Source organism: Dyella lutea (assembly GCF_024158035.1).
Taxonomy (GTDB): domain Bacteria; phylum Pseudomonadota; class Gammaproteobacteria; order Xanthomonadales; family Rhodanobacteraceae; genus Dyella_A; species Dyella_A lutea.
This window is the reverse complement of sequence record NZ_JAMZEK010000001.1, coordinates 541556-559036: the sequence shown is the minus strand read 5'-3', so window position 1 is coordinate 559036 and position 17481 is coordinate 541556. Positions and strand designations below refer to the sequence as shown.

Genomic DNA, 17481 nt, shown 5'->3' with positions numbered 1-17481 from the left:
CACTTCGCTGCCACCTCCTTCACGGGTGGCCTGCCAAGGTCGAACACCGGTCATCGAAAGAGGAGCGGACATGCGATTGCAGGGCAAGGTGGCGCTGGTCACCGGCAGCGGCCAGGGCATTGGCCGGGCCATCGCGGTACGGCTGGCCGAGGAGGGTGCACGTGTGGTGGTCGAGGACCGCAGCGACAACGCCGCGGCCGAGGAGACGCTCGCGCAGGTCCGCCAGGCCGGCAGCGACGGCTGCGTGATCGCCGGCGACATCGGTGACGTGCCGGCGGATGCCCGCGTCATCGAGCAGGCGGTGGTCGCAATGGGCCGCCTCGACGTGCTGGTGAACAACGCCGGCATCGAGAAGCGGGCCGATTTTCTCGCCGTGACGGAAGCGGACTTCGATGCCGTGCTCGGGGTGAACCTCCGAGGGACGTTCTTCGCGACCCAGGCGTTCGCCCGGCACGTGCAAGAGCGCGGCGGCGACGGTGCGGTGGTGAACATCAGCTCGGTGCACGAGGAGCTGCCTTTCCCGCATTTCGCCAGCTACTCGGCAAGCAAGGGCGCGGTGAAGATGCTGATGCGCAACCTGGCGATCGAGCTGGCGCCGCTGGGCATCCGCGTCAACAACATCGCGCCGGGCGCGGTGCAGACGCCGATCAACGCCGCGCTGCTGTCGAACCGCAAGGAGCTCGACGCGCTGCTCGGGAATATCCCGCTGCGCCGCCTCGGCCGCCCGGAAGACGTGGCCAACGCTGCGCTGTTCCTGGCCAGCGACGAGGCCGCCTACGTCACCGGTACCACGCTGTTCGTCGACGGCGGCCTGCTGTGGAATTACCGCGAGCAATGAGTCCCGACGGAGCCTTGCCGCGCGACACTACCGAACGCGTCGCCCACGTGCCGGTGGCCGACACGCTGAGCCCGGCCGACCGCTACCAGGAACTGTTCGTCGCGGTGCAGCGCGGGCGCGTGTTCGAGGACAGCAAGAGCTTCGTCGATTGCGTGCCACGGCAGTCGCCCAAGCGCATCCTGGAAACCTATCGCGCCGAGCACGGGCAACCGGGCTTCGAGCTGGCAGCCTTCGTGCACGCGCATTTCCACGAGGAAAGGACGCCGCAGAACCATTATGTATCCGATCCCGGCCAGTCGCTGAAACAGCATATCGACGGCCTCTGGCCGGTGCTCACCCGCGAGCCGCGCGAGCATCCGGCCAACGGATCGCTGCTGCCGCTTCCGCAGGCCTACGTCGTGCCGGGCGGGCGCTTCCGCGAGCTGTACTACTGGGATTCGTACTTCACCATGCTTGGCCTGGCCGAGAGCGGCCGGCATGACCTGCTGAGCACGATGGCGGACAACTTCGCCTGGCTGATCGAGCACTACGGCCACGTGCCCAACGGCAACCGCAGCTACTACCTCAGCCGTTCGCAGCCCCCGGTATTCGCGCTGATGATCGGCCTGTTCGAGCGACACCGACTGTGCCAGGCCTTGCGCTACCTGCCGCACCTGCGGCGCGAGCATGACTGGTGGATGGACGGTGCGGACGCGCTGCGGCCCGGCGAGGCCCATCGGCACTGCGTGCGACTGGAGGACGGCAGCCTGCTCAACCGCTACTGGGACGATCGCGATACGCCGCGCGAGGAATCGTTCCGCGAGGACGAGGCCACCGCTGCGCAGAGCGGTCGCCCGGCGACCGAGGTCTATCGCGACCTGCGTGCAGCGGCGGCCTCCGGATGGGACTTCAGCGCGCGCTGGTGCGACCGCACCGATACGCTGTCCAGCATCCGCACCACGGCCATACTGCCGGTGGATCTCAACAGCCTGCTGTACAAGCTGGAAAGCAAGATCGCCCGACTGTCGGCGCTCGGCGGTCGATCCGATGTTGCGGCCGATTTCGCGGCACGCGCCCGCGAGCGGCAGGCGGCGATGGACCGGTGGCTGTGGGATGCGCAGCGGCAGCACTACGTCGACTACGACTGGCGGCACGGCCGGGCGAGCACGCGGCTGACCGCTGCGACCACCACCCCGCTGTTCGTCGGCGCCGCCGCGCCGGCGCAGGCTGCCGCGGTCGCCGCGACGGTGCGCGACCGCCTGCTGGTGCAGGGCGGCGTGGCCACCAGCGAGGATGAGAGCGGCCAGCAGTGGGACCGCCCCAACGGCTGGGCGCCGCTTCAATGGCTGGCGATCCACGGCTTCGCCCGGAACGGCGAGGAGGGGCTCGCCCGCGAGATCGCGTCGCGCTGGCTGCACACCGTCGGCAGCCTCTACCAGCGCGAGTGCAAGCTGGTGGAAAAGTACGTGCTGGTGCACGAGCCCGATGGCGCCCACGGCGGTGGCGGCGGCGAGTATCCGCTGCAGGACGGCTTCGGCTGGACCAACGGCGTGAGCCGGCGACTGCTGCACGAAGACCACGCCCACCCGGCGCACCGGGCGCGCGCAGGAACGCGCGACTAGCGTGCGTCCACGCCGTGCCGAAAGCAGCCGACCAGGTGATCGTCGACCATGCCGGTCGCCTGCATGAAGGCGTAGCAGATGGTGCTGCCGACGAAGCGAAAGCCGCGCTTCTTCAACGCCTTGCTCATGCGGTCGGACAGCGGCGTGGTGGGCGGGACTTCCGCCGGGCTGCGCCAGGCATTGCGGATCGGCCGACCGTCGACGAATGACCAGAAATACGCATCCAGGCTGCCGTGCTCGTCGATTGCCGCCAGCGCCGCCTTCGCGTTGTCGCGCACCGACGACACCTTCAACCGGTTGCGGATGATGCCGGGATCGGCCAGCAGCTTTTCGAGCTGGCGGTCGGTCATCGCGGCCGCACGCTCGATCTCGAAGTCGTGGAGCACCTCGCGGTAGCGTTCGCGCTTGGCCAGCACCGTGCGCCACGACAAGCCGGCCTGCGCGCCCTCCAGGCAGAGGAACTCGAACAGCGCGCGGTCATCGTGCAGGGGCGTGCCCCACTCGTGGTCGTGGTACTCGCACATCAGGGGATCGTCACCGGCCCACGGACAACGTTGCATGGCTTGCTCCGCAAGGAATCGGCGAGCACTGTAGCGCCTCGGCCGAAACCCATGGGAAAGACTTTCGTGGCAGGCTACGGAGTCTCCTGCCGGAGCCACGCTCGATGTTCTCTCCCGCCCACGCCTGGTCAGCCCTGGTCGACGCCTTCTCGCAGCACGGCGTGCTGCCGCTGCTGCAGTCGCTGCACATCGACAAGCTGGCCGGCGACCCGCGCGAGATCGCCGAATCGCTGCTGATCGCGGTGGTGCAGGTGGCGATCATCGCCTGCCTGTTCCGCCCGCTGGAGACCTTCTGGCCGGCCGAACGCTGGAGCGACCGCAAGCTGACCCGGGTCGACTTCCAGTACACGCTGTGGATGCTGATCGGGATCTTCCCGCTGTTCTCCTACCTGGTGCTGACGCCGATCGCCAATTATTTCGGCGGCGTATCGAGCGGCCCGGACACCTCCAGCCGCGACTCGATCCTCGGCATCACCCACTGGTTTCCCGCGCTGGACCACCATCCGCTGGCGCTGTTCCTCGTCTACTACGTGATCTACGACCTGGTGTACTACACCATGCACCGCGTGCAGCACGCGCTGCCGTGGTGGTGGGCGCTGCACTCGATGCACCACAGCACGCGGCAGATGAGCTGCTGGACCAACGACCGCGGCAGCCTGGTGGACGGCTTCATCCAGTCGATGATCCTCGCCGTGGTCGGCCTGGCGATCGGCGTGGCGCCGACCGACTTCGCCTGGCTGATGCTGCTGGGCGAACTGGTGCAGAACTTCTCGCACACCAACACCCGGCTGAACTTCGGCCCGGTGTTTGGACGGCTGTTCGTCGACCCCACGTTCCACCGCCTGCATCACATGCGGGTGGACCCGACCCGGCCGAACCTGCACAACTGCAATTACGGCCAGGTGTTCTCGATCTGGGACGTGCTGTTCGGCACCGCGCTGTACGGCGAGCCGATCCGACCCACCGGCGTCGGCGACCCGGTGGTCGATGGGGACAACGAGCACGGCCTGGTCGGCCTGCACTGGGCGGCGTTCAAGCGCTTCTGGGGTGCGGTGCGCACGCTGGACGGCTGGAAGCCGGGCGAGGTGTCGTTCGGACCGGGCTACCGGCCGGTGCGGGTGGACCATGCCGCGCACGCTCCCGCACCTGACAGCGACGGCCCTGCCCCGGTCGTCCCGGAGGCGGTCACCGCCGACTGAGCGGCCTCACCAGGGCAACGCGTCCAGGTCGACGTTGCCGCCGGTCAGCACCAGGCCGAGCTGCCGGCCGGAAAATCGATCGCGTGCCTTGAGCACCGCGGCCAGCACGGTGGCACTGGAGACCTCCACCACGATGCGCAACTCGCGCCACAGCAGCCGCATGGCGGCGATGCTCTCCTCATCGCTGACCGTGACCACCTCGACCGCGTGATCGCGCAGGGCGGCAAGATTCGCCCGTCCGACCAGGGCACGCAGGCCGTCGCACACGGTGTCGGGGAGCACACTCTCGATCCGTTCGCCGGCGGCCAGCGAGCGCGCCGCGTCATCGGCTCCCGCCGGCTCCGCGCCGTACAGCGGCAGGCCCGGGCGCAGCGCGTGCGCGGCAATCGCCACGCCGGAAGCGAGCCCGCCGCCGCCGACTGGGGTGATCAGCGCATCCAGCGCCGGCACCTGCGCCAGCAGTTCCAGCGCGACCGTGCCCTGTCCGGCCATCACCCGGTCGTCGGCGTACGGATGCACCAGTTGCGCACCGGTGCGCCGCTGCACCTCGGCCGCCGTGGTCTCGCGGGCGGCCTGGTTCGGCGCGCAGCGATGCAGCAGCGCGCCGGCACGTTCGATCAGCGCCAGCTTGGCCTGCACCGCGCCCTCCGGCACCACCACGTGCGCAGGGATGCCGCGCGTGGCTGCCGCCAGCGCCAGGGCCGTGCCGTGGTTGCCGGAGGAGTGGGTGACCACGCCTCCGCGCGCTTCCTCGTCGGTGAGCGACCACACCGCATTGCAGGCGCCGCGAAACTTGAACGCGCCGCCGCGCTGGAAGTTCTCGCACTTGAAGTGCAACTCGGCACCGGCCAGCGCGTCGAGCGCATCGCTGCGCAGCACCGGCGTCACCACCGCGTATGGCGCGATACGCGCAGCGGCGTCGCGGATCCGGTCGAAACCCGGCAGGCTGTCGTGGTTCATGCGGTTGTGAACTCCACGCCGCAGCGGAAGCTGCGCTCCGCCCCCGGCTCAAGGCGGATCGCCGCCGCACAGTCGGGGCGATTGAAGGCGTCGGCCCAGCTTTCCATCGGCTCCACCGCCAGCGAGCGACGGACGTCGCGGCTGACCGTATCGGCGCTGAAGGCGAGCGTCACGCCACGCTCCTGCCACAGCGCCAGTCCGAGCCCGCTGGCCGGATCGCGCAGGTGGCTGCGGACCCGCCCGTCGGCATCGGCGGCCAGGTCGACGTAGGCGTTGTCGAGCTTCAGCGGTCCGACCGGGCGCATCGCGCGGAAGTCCAGTGCCGGCCAGTCGTCGAGCGCCTGCCTGGCCGCAGCGCCGGCAAGCGGGATGTAGCGCTTATCGGTCAGCACCGTGATGGCTGCGGGAATCTGCAGTTCCCAGGTGTCCAGCGGGGTGTCGCCGAGACGGAAATACGGATGCCAGCCGAAGAAGCAGGGGGCCGGCCGTTCGCCCTCGTTGCGCATCGTCGCCTCCAGCGTCAGTCCGCACTCGTCGAGCCGGTAGTGGATCGCCAGCCCGATCGCAAACGGGTAGCCCGGGTAGGCGTCCGCGGCTATCCGCGTGGTGAAGCGCGCCTCGGCCCTGTGCTCGTCGGCGTGCAGCCGCGCCAGCTCGAAGTCGGTACCGCGCACGAAACCATGGCGGGCGGCGCGCTCGCCCTCGGGCACCCCGGGCTGCAGGTCATGCTCGACCCCGTCGAAACGATAGCGTGCGTCGGCGATGCGATTGGCGAACGGCGCCATGATCGCGAAGCGCGAGCTGGGGCGGGCGGCCAGTTCGGCCTCGTCGCGGTAGCCGTCTGCCACATCGACGACCCGGCCGGCATGCGTGACCTGCATCGACAGCACGGTGGCGCCGTGGTGGGCGATCCGTACGATGCGGCCGCGGGACGTGTCGCTCAGCGCCGCAAGAGGGTATGCGCCCAGGGCGTCGGAACGGGCTTCGAAGCGCATTGCCTTGAACCGGTGGAAGTGGTCCGCCATGTTAGCCTGACCGGTCCCCAGACAGTCTCACCGCCATGTCCGCACGTCCCGAAACCTCCACCGCGCCGATTCGCCTGGCCGACTACACCCCGCCCGCCTGGCGGGTGAGCGACGTCGCCCTGGAGTTCGACCTCGGCATCGACAGCAGCGAAGTCACCGCCCACCTCACCGTGCACAGCGACGTCGATGCGCCGCTGCGGCTGGATGGCGAGGGACTGGAGCTGCTGTCGATCGCGGCGGACGGCGCGCCACTGGATGCGAGCCGGTGGCGCCACACCGACCACGTGCTTGAGGTGAGCGGCATGCGCGACGGCAGCGTGCTGACCACCCGCGTGCGCGTGCAGCCGGCCGCCAATACCGCGCTGGAGGGCCTGTACCTGTCCGGCAGCCGCGAGGCCGGCTTCCTGCTGACCCAGTGCGAGGCCGAGGGCTTCCGTCACATCACCTTCTTCCCCGACCGCCCCGACGTGCTGGCCCGTTACACGGTGACACTGCGCGCGGACAAGGCGCGCTTCCCGGTGCTGCTGGCCGGCGGCAATCCCGACGGCGCCGGCGAGCTGCCGGACGGTCGCCACTGGGCGCGCTTCGTCGATCCGCACCCCAAGCCCAGCTACCTGTTCGCGCTGGTCGCCGGGCGGCTGGAGAAGATCGAGCGCGACTACGTGACCGCCGAGGGCCGCGCGGTGAAACTGGTGATCTGGTCGGAAGCCAACGCGATCGACAGCTGCCACTACGCGATGGACGCGCTGGAGCGCTCGATGCGCTGGGATGAGCAGGCCTACGGCCGCAGCTACGACCTGGACGTGTTCCACGTCGTCGCCACCCATGACTTCAACATGGGCGCGATGGAGAACAAGGGCCTGAACATCTTCAACGCGAAGTACCTGCTGGCCGATCCGGACACCACCACCGACGACGAGTACAAGGCGGTGGAGGCGGTGGTCGCCCACGAGTACTTCCACAACTGGAGCGGCAACCGCGTCACCTGTCGCGACTGGTTCCAGCTGTCGCTGAAGGAAGGCCTCACGGTGTTCCGCGAGCAGCAGTTCTCCGCCGACATGAACTCGACCGCGCTCAAGCGCATCGAGGACGTGGCGCTGCTGCGCCGCGCGCAGTTCCCCGAGGACGCCGGCCCGCTGGCGCATCCGGTGCGCCCCGCCGAGTATCGCGAGATCAACAATTTCTACACCGCTACCGTCTACGAGAAGGGCGCCGAGCTGGTGCGCATGCTCGCCGGCCGGCTGGGTACCGAGGGCTTCCGTCGCGGCATGGATCGCTACTTCGCGGACAACGATGGCCGCGCGGCGACGCTGGAGGATTTCCTCGGCGCGCTGGGCACGGCGAACGGCATCGACCTGATGCCCTACCTGGCCTGGTACGGCCAGTCCGGCACGCCGCGGCTGCGCGCTCGCGGCCGCTACGACGAGGGGACGCAGCGCTACATGCTCACCCTGTCGCAGTACACGCCACCGTCCGCATCGCAACCGGACAAGCATGCCGTGCCGATCCCGGTGAAGCTCGCCCTGTTCGATCGCGACGGCAACATGCTGCCGCTGCACCTGGACGGTGAAGCGCGCGGCACCGAGGCCGTGATGGTGCTCGACGCGTCCGAACGGAGCTTCACCTTCGAACAGGTGCCGCACGCACCGGTGCCGTCGCTGCTGCGCGGTTTCTCCGCACCGGTGCTGCTCGAATGCGACTACGCACCCGCCGAGCTGGCACTGCTGCTCACCCACGACCCGGATGGATTCAATCGCTGGGAGGCCGGCCAGCAGCTTGCCGCGCGTGCATTCGATGATTGCCGCACGGGGGGCGCGGAAGCTCTGGACGCCTGGAGCGGCGCCTTGAAGCGGCTGTTCGGCGAGCCCGGCCTCGACGCCGCACTGCTTGCCGACCTGCTGACCCCGCCGGGCGAGATCGAGCTGGCCGAACGGCAGGAGGCGGTGGATCCGGCACGGATCCACGAACTTCGCCAGACCATGCAAAGCCGTCTCGGTGGGGCGATCGGGGCCGAGGCGCTGGAACGGCGCTACCGCGAACTGTGCGCCTCCGGCCCGCTCGTGCTGGACGCCGCAGGCAAGGCCCGTCGCCGGCTGCAGCGACGCGTGCTGGAGTTGCTGGCCCTGGTCTCCGTCGACACGGCCCACGCCCTGGCCGACGCGCAGTACCGCTCGGCCAGGGGCATGACCGATCGACTTGCGGCACTGGGAATACTCGTCCGTGGCGGTGCCGCGGAAGCAAGCGACGCCCTGGCCGATTTCCGCCGACGCCACGCGGACAATCCGCTGGCGATGGACAAGTGGTTTGCCGTACAGGCGCAGATCCCCGGAGAACCCGCACTCGGCCGCGTGCAGACGCTGGAACGGGATCCGGCCTTCACGCTGAAGAATCCCAACCGCGCCCGCGCGCTGCTTGGCACGTTCGCCAGCGGCAACCCGAGCGGCTTCCACCGCGCCGATGGCGCCGGCTACCGGCTGCTGGCCGAGCGGCTGGCGACGCTGGACTCACTCAATCCGCAGATCGCCGCCCGCCTGGCGACCGCATTCAACGGCTGGCAACGGCTCGAACCGGTGCGGCGCGACATGGCCCGTCAAGCCCTGTCCGACCTGGCCGGGCGGCCGGGGCTTTCGCGCAATCTTTCGGAGATCGTGGCCAGCGTGCTGTCGCGCTGAAACCGGTGGACGTGGCGCTTGGGCCCGTCCTGGGCCATCGGCGGGGCGGAGTCGCAACTCGACGCCGGGCCGATGGCCGGGAGCGGTGCCTCAGGCGCTGAGCTGCTGCAGCTGCTCGAGCAGGCGATGGCGACGCGATTCCAGGCGCGGACGCAACACGACCCGCTCCTGCTCGGTACGACGATCCAGCTGCTCCATCGCCAGTTCGACGCGACCGATCTCCATCCACAGATCATGCTGCTGATAGACGGGTTCGAAGTTGAGGCTCAGTTCCATGACACTCCCCCTTGAGATGTTGGTTGGCTTGTCGGGGTAAATGCATCGCGCGTGCCAACCGCGTGACGTCGATCACACTTTTTTTGGTACCCGATCACGCGACTGACGCGCTACGTCACGAGCTGCCGTGACTCGGCAAAAAAAGCCGTTCCAGTCACATCGGGTTCACGCGTTCGAGGCCAACATCGATCTACGCCTCCGGTAGTCCTGACTTGGAAGATCAGTCCACGAATTCCCGGTTTCTGGCGTCCGGCAACACGGTCATCCTGGATTCCCCCTGTTCCTGAGACCGCCGGACGCCAGATCTCTAAACCCAAGCCCCGCGCCCTCTGGCGCGGGGCTTGGCGTTTTTGAGGGACAAAAAAAGACGGCGCCCGAAGGCGCCGCCGTCGCTTCCTTTTCCCGGCACGCAATGGAACCCCTGTCGCTCCATCTCGGCGCGCCTTGCGGCGCCGCGTCTGCCCGTGAAAAGTGCTTCGCGGGTTTTGCACGAAACATGCCAATCGCCCGGATCGATACCCGGGATGCGGGGTCGCCGTACCATATCGCCCCATCGCGTCCACTTTTGGACCCAGCAGGTCAGTTCCATGCGTCACCCGACACCTTATGACGTCATCGTGATCGGCGGCGGCCACGCCGGCACCGAGGCCGCGCTCGCCGCAGCCCGCACCGGCGCGCGCACGCTGCTGCTCAGCCACAACATCGAGACGATCGGCCAGATGAGCTGCAACCCGGCCATCGGCGGCATCGGCAAGGGGCATCTGGTCAAGGAGGTGGACGCCCTGGGTGGCGCCATGGCGCAGGCCGCCGACCGCGCCGGCATCCAGTGGCGCACGCTCAATGCCTCCAAGGGTCCGGCCGTACGCGCCACCCGCTGCCAGGCGGACCGTGCGCTATATAAAGCGGCGATTCGACGGATCGTCGAGACCCAGCCGAACCTGGAACTGTTCCAGCAGGCGGTGGACGACCTGATCATCGAGGGCGGCCGGATCACCGGCGTGGTCACCCAGATGGGCGTGAGCTTCCACGCCCCGGCGGTGGTCCTGACGGCCGGCACCTTCCTCGCCGGCAAGATCCACATCGGCCCCGCGCAGTACGCCGGCGGCCGGGCTGGCGATCCGCCGGCCGGCACGCTGGCGCAAAAGCTGCGCGAACTGCCCGTGGCGGCCGACCGCCTGAAAACTGGCACGCCGCCGCGCATCGACCTGCGCAGCATCGACTTCAGCGGCCTGGAAGAGCAGCCCGGTGACGATCCGGCGCCGGTGTTCTCCTACCTGGGCGCGCGCGAGGAGCACCCGCGCCAGGTCAGCTGCTGGATCACCCATACCTCCGAGCACACCCACGAACTCATCCGCGGCGCGCTGGACCGCTCGCCGCTCTACAGCGGCCAGATCGAGGGTACCGGCCCGCGCTACTGCCCGTCGATCGAGGACAAGGTGGTGCGCTTTGCGGAGAAGGGCTCGCACCAGGTGTTCATCGAGCCGGAAGGGCTGGACACCTTCGAGATCTATCCCAACGGCATCTCCACCTCGCTGCCGTTCGACGTGCAGCTGGCGCTGGTGCGCTCGATCAAGGGCTTCGAGCGGGCGCACATCACCCGTCCGGGCTACGCCATCGAGTACGACTACTTTGATCCGCGCGGCCTGCAGCCGTGGCTGGAAACCAAGGCGATCGGCGGGCTGTACTTCGCCGGCCAGATCAACGGCACCACCGGCTACGAGGAGGCCGCCGCGCAAGGCGTGGTCGCCGGCCTCAATGCGGCACTCGCCGTGCAGGGCAAGGCGCCGTGGTATCCGCGCCGGGACGAGGCCTATATCGGCGTGCTGATCGACGACCTCACCAGCAACGGCACCATCGAGCCGTATCGGATGTTCACCTCGCGCGCCGAATACCGGCTGCACCTGCGTGAAGACAACGCCGACCTGCGCCTGACCGAGACCGGCCACGCGCTGGGCGTGGTGCCGACCGAACGCTTCCACGCCCTGCGCGCCAAGCGCGAGGCGGTGGAACGCGAGACCCAGCGCCTGGGTGCGCTATGGGCCGCACCGAACAACGCGCTGGGCGCGGCGATCGAGCGGCACCTCGGCATTGCGGTGAGCCGCGAGACCAACGCGCTGGATCTGCTGCGCCGGCCCGAGCTCGATTACGCCCGGCTCGCCTCGGTGCCCGAACTGGGCCCCGCCGTCGAGCACGAACACGTCGCCGCCCAGGTGGAAGTGCAGACCAAGTACGCCGGCTACCTCGAGCGCCAGCGCGAGGAGATCGAGCGCGCGCGTCGCCACGAGCACACCGCGATTCCGGCGGGCTTCGACTACGACAGGGTGCGCGGCCTGTCCGCCGAGGTGCTGCTCAAGCTCAAGCGCGCGCTGCCGGCAACGATCGGCCAGGCGGCGCGGATCAGCGGCGTCACGCCCGCCGCCATCTCGCTGCTGCTGGTGCACCTGAAGCGCCGGGCGGCCTAGTCGGCGCTGCATGACCCGGCTCCATGGCATCATGATGTGGTTCGAAACACCGCGAGGCATGCTCACATGGAAATCTGGATCGGCCGCAACGGCGAACGCCACGGCCCCTACAAGGAAGCCGACGTCCGTCAGTGGCTACGCAGCGGCCAGGTGGCCGGCGACGACCTGGGCTGGTACGACGGCCTGGCCGACTGGCAGCCGCTCAGCTCGCTGTTCCCCGACGAGTTGAACCAGGCGACGTCCGCCACGCCCCCGCCGTTTTCCGCTGCACCGCTGCCGGAGCAGGCCACCACGGTGGCGCTGGAAGACTACGCGGGCTTCTGGAAGCGCTTCGCGGCCTACATCGTCGATTCGCTGGTGCTGTATATCCCAAACCTGATGATCCTATCCGCCATGGGCGGCGAAGTTGGCCGGGAACAGTTGTCGAACGCAGTGCAGAACGCTGCGGGCAACTTCGATCTGGTCATGCACGCCTACAGCCAGTACCTGAGCGCGAATGCAGGCACGAGTTTCGTTACAGCCTTGGTTGCCTGGCTGTATTTCGCGTTCTGCGAAAGCTCGGCCTGGCAGGCGACTGTTGGCAAGCTGGCGCTAGGTATCCGCGTCACCGACCTGCACGGCGCGCGCATTTCGCTGCCGCGGGCACTCGGCCGTTATCCGGCCAAGATGCTCAGTGCGATCATCCTGTTATTCGGCTTCATGATGGCCGGCTGGACGCAGCGCAAACAGGCGCTGCACGACATGATCGCCGGTACGCTGGTGCTCAACGGTCGCGCTTCCGCGCAGCGCAGCGGCAGCAACCAGAGCCGGAGTCCCTCCGGCAGCCGTTTCGACGCCTGACCCCAGGCACCGTGACCCGCAGACGCCGCGGCCTTGCTGCGGCGTTCTTGTTTACGCCGGCCGCGCGAGCCCGCTTGTTATGATCGGCGGCCGCCTCGCATCCGCGTGGCGTTCCCGTTCGCAAGGAAACCCCGCTCGACCATGCTCAGCATCGAACAACGCATTGCCCAGGACATCACCGCAAAAGCCGACCAGGTGCGCGCTGCCGTAGACCTGCTCGATGGCGGCGCCACCGTGCCGTTCATCGCGCGCTACCGCAAGGAAGTCACCGGTGGCCTCGACGACACCCAGCTGCGCCTGCTGGAAGAGCGTCTGCGCTACCTGCGCGAGCTGGAGGACCGCCGCGCGGCCGTGCTGGCCAGCATCGAGGAACAGGGCAAGCTCACCGACGCGTTGAAGGGCGACATCCTCAGTGCCGACACCAAGGCGCGGCTGGAAGACCTCTACCTGCCGTACAAGCCCAAGCGCCGCACCAAGGCGCAGATCGCCCGCGAAGCGGGCCTGGAGCCGCTGGCGCTCGGCCTGCGCGAGGATCCCACGCGCGACCCGGAAAGCTTCGCCGCCGACTTCGTCGACGCGGACAAGGGCGTGGCCGACGTGCGCGCCGCGCTCGATGGCGCGCGCGCGATCCTGATGGAGGCCATCGCCGAGGACGCCACGCTGGTCGGCGAGCTGCGCGACTGGCTGTGGGACAAGGGCCAGATTCGCGCCAAGGTGGTCGAGGGCAAGGAAAACGAAGGCGCCAAGTTCCGCGACTACTTCGATCACGTCGAGCCGATCGGCAAGATTCCCTCGCACCGCCTGCTGGCGCTGATGCGCGCGCGCAACGAGGGTGTGATCGAGCTGGAGCTGTCGCCTGCGCTCGATCCCGAGCAGGGCCACGCCGAGGGCGAGGGCCGCGTGGCCGCGCATGCCGGCATCCTCGATCGCCGCCGCGCCGCCGACGCCTGGCTGCGCGAGACGGTGCGCCTGACCTGGCGCGTGAAGCTGCACCTGCACCTCACGCTCGATCTCTTCGGCCGCGTGCGCGAAGGCGCCGAGGACGAAGCGATCCGCGTGTTCGGCGACAACCTCAAGGACCTGATGCTGGCCGCGCCGGCGGGCGCCAAGACCGTGATGGGCCTGGACCCGGGCATCCGCACCGGCGTGAAGGTGGCTGTGGTCGACCCCACCGGCAAGCTGCTGGCCACCGACACCATCTATCCGCACGAGCCGCGTCGGCAATGGAACGAGTCGCTGGCCGCGCTGGCCCGGCTGTGCCAGAAGCACGGCGTCGACCTGATCGCGATCGGCAACGGCACCGCCTCGCGCGAGACCGACAAGCTGGCCGGCGAACTGATCAAGGGGCTGGCCAAGAGTCACCCCGAACACAAGCTCTCCAAGGTCGTGGTGAGCGAGGCCGGTGCGTCGGTGTACTCGGCCTCCGAAACCGCCGCCAAGGAATTTCCGGAGCTGGACGTGAGCCTGCGCGGCGCCGTGTCCATCGCGCGCCGCCTGCAGGATCCGCTGGCCGAGCTGGTGAAGATCGAACCCAAGGCGATCGGCGTCGGCCAGTACCAGCACGATGTGAACCAGGTGAAGCTGGCGCGCGCGCTGGACGCCCGCGTCGAGGACTGCGTGAACGCGGTCGGCGTGGACGTGAACACCGCCTCGGCCGCCCTGCTCTCGCGCGTGGCCGGCCTCACCGCCTCGGTCGCCGAGAACATGGTGAAGCACCGCGACGCGCATGGGCCGTTCGCCAACCGCAAGGCGCTGCTGAAGGTGCCGCGCTTGGGCGACAAGGCGTTCGAGCAGTGCGCCGGCTTCCTGCGCGTGACCGGCGGCGACAATCCGCTGGACGCCAGCGCGGTGCATCCGGAGGCGTACCCGGTGGTCGAGCGGATCATCGCCCAGTGCGGCCGCGAGGTACGCAACATCATCGGCGACACCGGCTTCCTACGCGGCCTCAAGGCCGAACAGTTCACCGACGAGCAGTTCGGCGTGCCGACCGTCCGCGACATCCTCAAGGAACTGGAGAAGCCCGGCCGCGACCCGCGCCCCGAGTTCGTGGCGCCGAGCTTCGCCGAGGGCGTGGAGGACGTGAAGGACCTGCGCCCCGGGATGATCCTCGAGGGTCGCGTGACCAACGTCGCCGCGTTCGGCGCCTTCGTCGACATCGGCGTGCACCAGGACGGCCTGGTCCACGTTTCGGCGCTGTCGCACACCTTCGTCAAGGACCCACGCGACGCGGTGAAGGCCGGCGACATCGTCAAGGTGAAGGTGATGGAGGTCGACCTGCCGCGCCAGCGCATCGGCCTGTCGATGCGGCTGGACGACGAACCGGGCCAGGGCCGCGGCAAGCCGGGCAGCCAGGGTAGCGATGGCCGCCGCGACAACCGCGGCCCCCGCCCCGGTGGCGGCCAGCCGAAGCCAGCCGCACCGCCGATCAACAGCGCGTTCGCCGACGCGCTGCTGCGCGCCAAGCAGCGCTGACAGAGAGGACGGCCCGCGCCGGATGTGCGGACCGCATCCATCGGGAGCCGGATCGGCTGACTGCTGCACCCGCTGCGCAAGTGGGTGCGCCGTTACCTGCCCAGCTTTTAGTGGAGTGCCAGGGCCTTCTGCGGCTGGCTGATCGGCAAGGCGACCCGCGCCGCCTACCGGGCACCGGGGGACATCACGCTGGCGGTGATCCGGGGTTTGCCTCCTGACCTCGTCCTGCCCGGCATGAAGCGATTGCGTGTCCGGGACAACGAGCCACTGTTGGAGCGGCCGCCCTACCTGGCATTCGCCGCGACCGCGCTGGCGCGCCAAGGCGCGCAGTTCGGAGAGATCACGGGCAACCGGGGAGCGGTCCTGGTCGGCCAGGCCGTGCCAGCGCCGGCCGCGATGCCGACCACCGGCCACGTCCTCATCCGCCAGCCGATCCTGGCCCGGCCAGGCGGGCGACGGCAGGCGCTGGAGGTTACGGTAGCGGATCTTTCCAGCGTCCTCGCCGACAGCGGCGCAGTCGAACGCGTGTTCGACTGCTGACGACGGATCCGCCAACATGCCCGTCCCGGCGCGATGCAACGCAGCATGCGCTCCGGTATGGAAGGGATTAACGTAACCCGGTCATAACAAAACCAACCCGGCTTCAGGAGCTTCAACACATGCCCCGTACCCGTCTTCTCGTCGGCGCCATCGTCGCCGGTCTGCTGGCCAGCCAGGCTGCCAGTGCCACCCAGTTCAGCCAGGTCGTCATCATCGGCGACAGCCTCAGCGACGGTGGCAACCTGTCGCTGGCCCTCGGCGCGCCGTCGCCCACGCGCTTCACCACCAACCCGGGCGAGACCGCCGCCGAGCTGGTCGCCGACGGCCTAGGACACCCGGTCAAGGCTTCGCTGCTGGGCGGCACCGACTTCGCCTTCGGCGGTGCCGGCCTGGTCAACAACTCCTCGGCCGGCCCGATCCCGACCCTGCCGCAGCAGCTGGGCATGTACCTGACGGCGACCGGCGGCCAGGCCGACCCCAATGCGCTGTATCAGGTATGGGGCGGCGCCAACGACATCTTTTATCTGACCGCGACCACCACCGACACCACGGCGCTGGTCACTGGCACGGCCACCGCGGCGCAGACCGAGCTTGGCCTGCTCGGCCAGCTGCAGGCGGCAGGCGGCCGCTACGTGGTGGTGTACAACCTGCCGGACATCGGCAAAACCCCGTCGGCGATGGCCGGTGGTGCCGCGGCATCGGCCGGCGCGACCCAGCTCTCGGTTATCTACAACAGCACGCTGAGCAGCGGCCTGTCGCAGCTCAGCGCCGGCGGCCTGAACGTCATCCCGGTGAACACCTACGGCCTGATCAACGAGGTGATCGCCAACCCCGGCGCGTACGGCTTCAGCAACGTCACCGACGCCGCCTGCGGTCTGACCTCGAGTTCCGTACAGTGCGGTCCGCAAGGCTCCGGCCTGCCCTACAGCTATGCGGCCGGCACCGACCAGACCTATCTGTTCGCCGACGGCGTGCACCCGACCACTGCCGCACATCGCCTGCTCTCCCAGGTGGTACTGGCCGAAATCGCCGCTCCCGGCCAGGTGTCGATGCTGGGCGAGGCCCCGCTGGCGTCGACCGCCGCGCAGTACCGGGCGATCCGCAACGAGATGCTGGCCGACGGCCAAGGCAGCGGCACGCGCATGTTCGCCGCACTCGACTACGGCCACCAGCGCTTCGACGCGACCGATGCCTCGCCGAAGACCACCAGCAACAACGCCAACCTGACCGTCGGCGCCGATGTACGCACCGGCGACCACACCACCGTGGGCGTCTCGTTGGGCCTGGGCCAGAACAAGGCGGACTTCCAGGGCAATACCGGCGGCTACAAGCTGCAGGATATCTCCGGCCAGCTGTTCGCCACGTACTCCAACGGCGGCGGCTACGTCGGTGGCTTTGCCAGCTTCGGTCAGTCGAACTTCAAGGACATCGAGCGGCGCATCCAGATCGGTCCCGCCCTTCGCGTCGAGAGCGGCAAGGCCGACGGCTCCCACCTGGGCGGCGGTGTCGAGGGCGGCTGGTGGTTCAACGTCGGCCAGTCACTGAAGACCGGTCCGTTCGCCCACGTCGAGTGGCAGACCATCAAGGTCAATGGCTACACCGAGAGCGGCAGCGACTCGACCGCGATGTACTTCGGGCGCCAGCAGCGCGACGCACTGATCAGCTCGCTGGGCTGGCGCTTGATGGGTTCGTGGAAGGTCAACGACCTGCAGATGGCTCCGTTCGTCGAGTTGGCCTGGAACCACGACAGCAAGGCCGACCCGCGCACCGTGATGGCCGGCCTGAACACCATGGGCGGTACCTTCGCGCTGTCCGGCTTCATGCCCGACAAGACCTGGGGCAGCGCCGATATCGGCCTGTCCGCCCAGCTGACCCCGAGCGTGAGCAGCTGGATTTCGGTCAATAGCCGCTTCAGCGACAGCACCCAGAAGAACACCGGCGTGAACCTGGGGTTCAAGGTCGCGTTCTGACCCGGCCTTCCGGCCAACAAAAAAGCCGTCCGCAAACGCGGACGGCTTTTTTCTTTCCCTGATCCG

13 protein-coding genes are annotated in these 17481 nt (G+C 68.8%); 9 read left to right on the top strand and 4 right to left on the bottom strand.

What is annotated here, in order from left to right; all coding sequences use genetic code 11:
• Positions 1 to 70 precede the first annotated feature (70 nt).
• Both NC595_RS02545 and treF read left to right on the top strand, forming a co-directional pair.
• Positions 71 to 838 (top strand): SDR family NAD(P)-dependent oxidoreductase, encoded by a 768-nt coding sequence (locus tag NC595_RS02545; RefSeq protein WP_253564711.1) that lies wholly within the window; start codon positions 71 to 73, stop codon positions 836 to 838.
• Positions 835 to 2439, top strand: coding sequence for an alpha,alpha-trehalase TreF (treF, locus tag NC595_RS02540; RefSeq protein ID WP_253564710.1), 1605 nt, complete (start codon positions 835 to 837; stop codon positions 2437 to 2439). Before NC595_RS02545 ends, treF begins: the two co-directional genes overlap by 4 nt.
• Here the strand turns inward: treF and NC595_RS02535 are convergent.
• Positions 2436 to 2999 carry a DNA-3-methyladenine glycosylase I gene (locus tag NC595_RS02535; RefSeq protein ID WP_253564709.1) on the bottom strand — a complete coding sequence of 188 codons (564 nt, stop codon included), beginning with the start codon at positions 2997 to 2999 and terminating at the stop codon, positions 2436 to 2438. The two genes, treF and NC595_RS02535, sit on opposite strands and share 4 nt — an antisense overlap.
• Positions 3000 to 3103: 104 nt before the next feature.
• Between NC595_RS02535 and NC595_RS02530 the strand changes: the two genes are divergently transcribed.
• A complete protein-coding gene (locus tag NC595_RS02530; RefSeq protein WP_253564708.1) occupies positions 3104 to 4198 on the top strand; it encodes a sterol desaturase family protein in 1095 nt (364 codons plus the stop codon).
• Between the two features lie 6 nt (positions 4199 to 4204).
• Here NC595_RS02530 and NC595_RS02525 read toward each other — a convergent pair whose 3' ends face one another.
• On the bottom strand, positions 4205 to 5158 hold the full coding sequence (locus tag NC595_RS02525) for a pyridoxal-phosphate dependent enzyme (RefSeq protein ID WP_253564707.1): 954 nt from the start codon (positions 5156 to 5158) through the stop codon (positions 4205 to 4207).
• On the bottom strand, positions 5155 to 6183 hold the full coding sequence (locus tag NC595_RS02520) for an aldose 1-epimerase (RefSeq protein WP_253564706.1): 1029 nt from the start codon (positions 6181 to 6183) through the stop codon (positions 5155 to 5157). Before NC595_RS02520 ends, NC595_RS02525 begins: the two co-directional genes overlap by 4 nt.
• Before the next feature lie 35 nt (positions 6184 to 6218).
• Between NC595_RS02520 and pepN the strand changes: the two genes are divergently transcribed.
• Positions 6219 to 8855, top strand: a complete 2637-nt coding sequence (gene pepN / locus NC595_RS02515; protein ID WP_253564705.1) for an aminopeptidase N — start codon at positions 6219 to 6221, stop codon at positions 8853 to 8855.
• A gap of 90 nt (positions 8856 to 8945) precedes the next feature.
• Here pepN and NC595_RS02510 read toward each other — a convergent pair whose 3' ends face one another.
• A complete protein-coding gene (locus NC595_RS02510; protein ID WP_253564704.1) occupies positions 8946 to 9131 on the bottom strand; it encodes a hypothetical protein in 186 nt (61 codons plus the stop codon).
• 587 nt (positions 9132 to 9718) lie between these two features.
• On the opposite strand from NC595_RS02510, the gene mnmG reads away from it, so the two are divergent.
• The 5 genes from mnmG to NC595_RS02485 all read left to right on the top strand — a co-directional run bounded on the left by mnmG (position 9719) and on the right by NC595_RS02485 (position 17415).
• Positions 9719 to 11593 carry a tRNA uridine-5-carboxymethylaminomethyl(34) synthesis enzyme MnmG gene (mnmG, locus tag NC595_RS02505; protein WP_253564703.1) on the top strand — a complete coding sequence of 625 codons (1875 nt, stop codon included), beginning with the start codon at positions 9719 to 9721 and terminating at the stop codon, positions 11591 to 11593.
• Between the two features lie 66 nt (positions 11594 to 11659).
• The gene (locus NC595_RS02500) at positions 11660 to 12433 is read left to right on the top strand and encodes an RDD family protein (protein ID WP_253564702.1); all 774 of its coding nucleotides are present in this window, start codon (positions 11660 to 11662) and stop codon (positions 12431 to 12433) included.
• A 141-nt stretch (positions 12434 to 12574) separates the two neighbouring features.
• On the top strand, positions 12575 to 14905 hold the full coding sequence (locus NC595_RS02495; RefSeq protein WP_253564701.1) for a Tex family protein: 2331 nt from the start codon (positions 12575 to 12577) through the stop codon (positions 14903 to 14905).
• Between the two features lie 234 nt (positions 14906 to 15139).
• Positions 15140 to 15445 (top strand): hypothetical protein, encoded by a 306-nt coding sequence (locus NC595_RS02490; RefSeq protein WP_253564700.1) that lies wholly within the window; start codon positions 15140 to 15142, stop codon positions 15443 to 15445.
• Between the two features lie 119 nt (positions 15446 to 15564).
• Entirely contained in the window at positions 15565 to 17415 is a 1851-nt protein-coding gene (locus NC595_RS02485) for an autotransporter domain-containing protein (protein WP_253564699.1), read from the top strand.
• The last annotated feature ends 66 nt before the right edge of the window (positions 17416 to 17481 follow it).

Coding starts and splice junctions, on each gene's coding strand:
- NC595_RS02545 (WP_253564711.1), top strand. CDS start 71: ATGCGATTGCAGGGCAAGGTGGCGCTGGTCACCGGCAGCGGCCAGGGC.
- treF (WP_253564710.1), top strand. CDS start 835: ATGAGTCCCGACGGAGCCTTGCCGCGCGACACTACCGAACGCGTCGCC.
- NC595_RS02535 (WP_253564709.1), bottom strand. CDS start 2,999: ATGCAACGTTGTCCGTGGGCCGGTGACGATCCCCTGATGTGCGAGTAC.
- NC595_RS02530 (WP_253564708.1), top strand. CDS start 3,104: ATGTTCTCTCCCGCCCACGCCTGGTCAGCCCTGGTCGACGCCTTCTCG.
- NC595_RS02525 (WP_253564707.1), bottom strand. CDS start 5,158: ATGAACCACGACAGCCTGCCGGGTTTCGACCGGATCCGCGACGCCGCT.
- NC595_RS02520 (WP_253564706.1), bottom strand. CDS start 6,183: ATGGCGGACCACTTCCACCGGTTCAAGGCAATGCGCTTCGAAGCCCGT.
- pepN (WP_253564705.1), top strand. CDS start 6,219: ATGTCCGCACGTCCCGAAACCTCCACCGCGCCGATTCGCCTGGCCGAC.
- NC595_RS02510 (WP_253564704.1), bottom strand. CDS start 9,131: ATGGAACTGAGCCTCAACTTCGAACCCGTCTATCAGCAGCATGATCTG.
- mnmG (WP_253564703.1), top strand. CDS start 9,719: ATGCGTCACCCGACACCTTATGACGTCATCGTGATCGGCGGCGGCCAC.
- NC595_RS02500 (WP_253564702.1), top strand. CDS start 11,660: ATGGAAATCTGGATCGGCCGCAACGGCGAACGCCACGGCCCCTACAAG.
- NC595_RS02495 (WP_253564701.1), top strand. CDS start 12,575: ATGCTCAGCATCGAACAACGCATTGCCCAGGACATCACCGCAAAAGCC.
- NC595_RS02490 (WP_253564700.1), top strand. CDS start 15,140: ATGAAGCGATTGCGTGTCCGGGACAACGAGCCACTGTTGGAGCGGCCG.
- NC595_RS02485 (WP_253564699.1), top strand. CDS start 15,565: ATGCCCCGTACCCGTCTTCTCGTCGGCGCCATCGTCGCCGGTCTGCTG.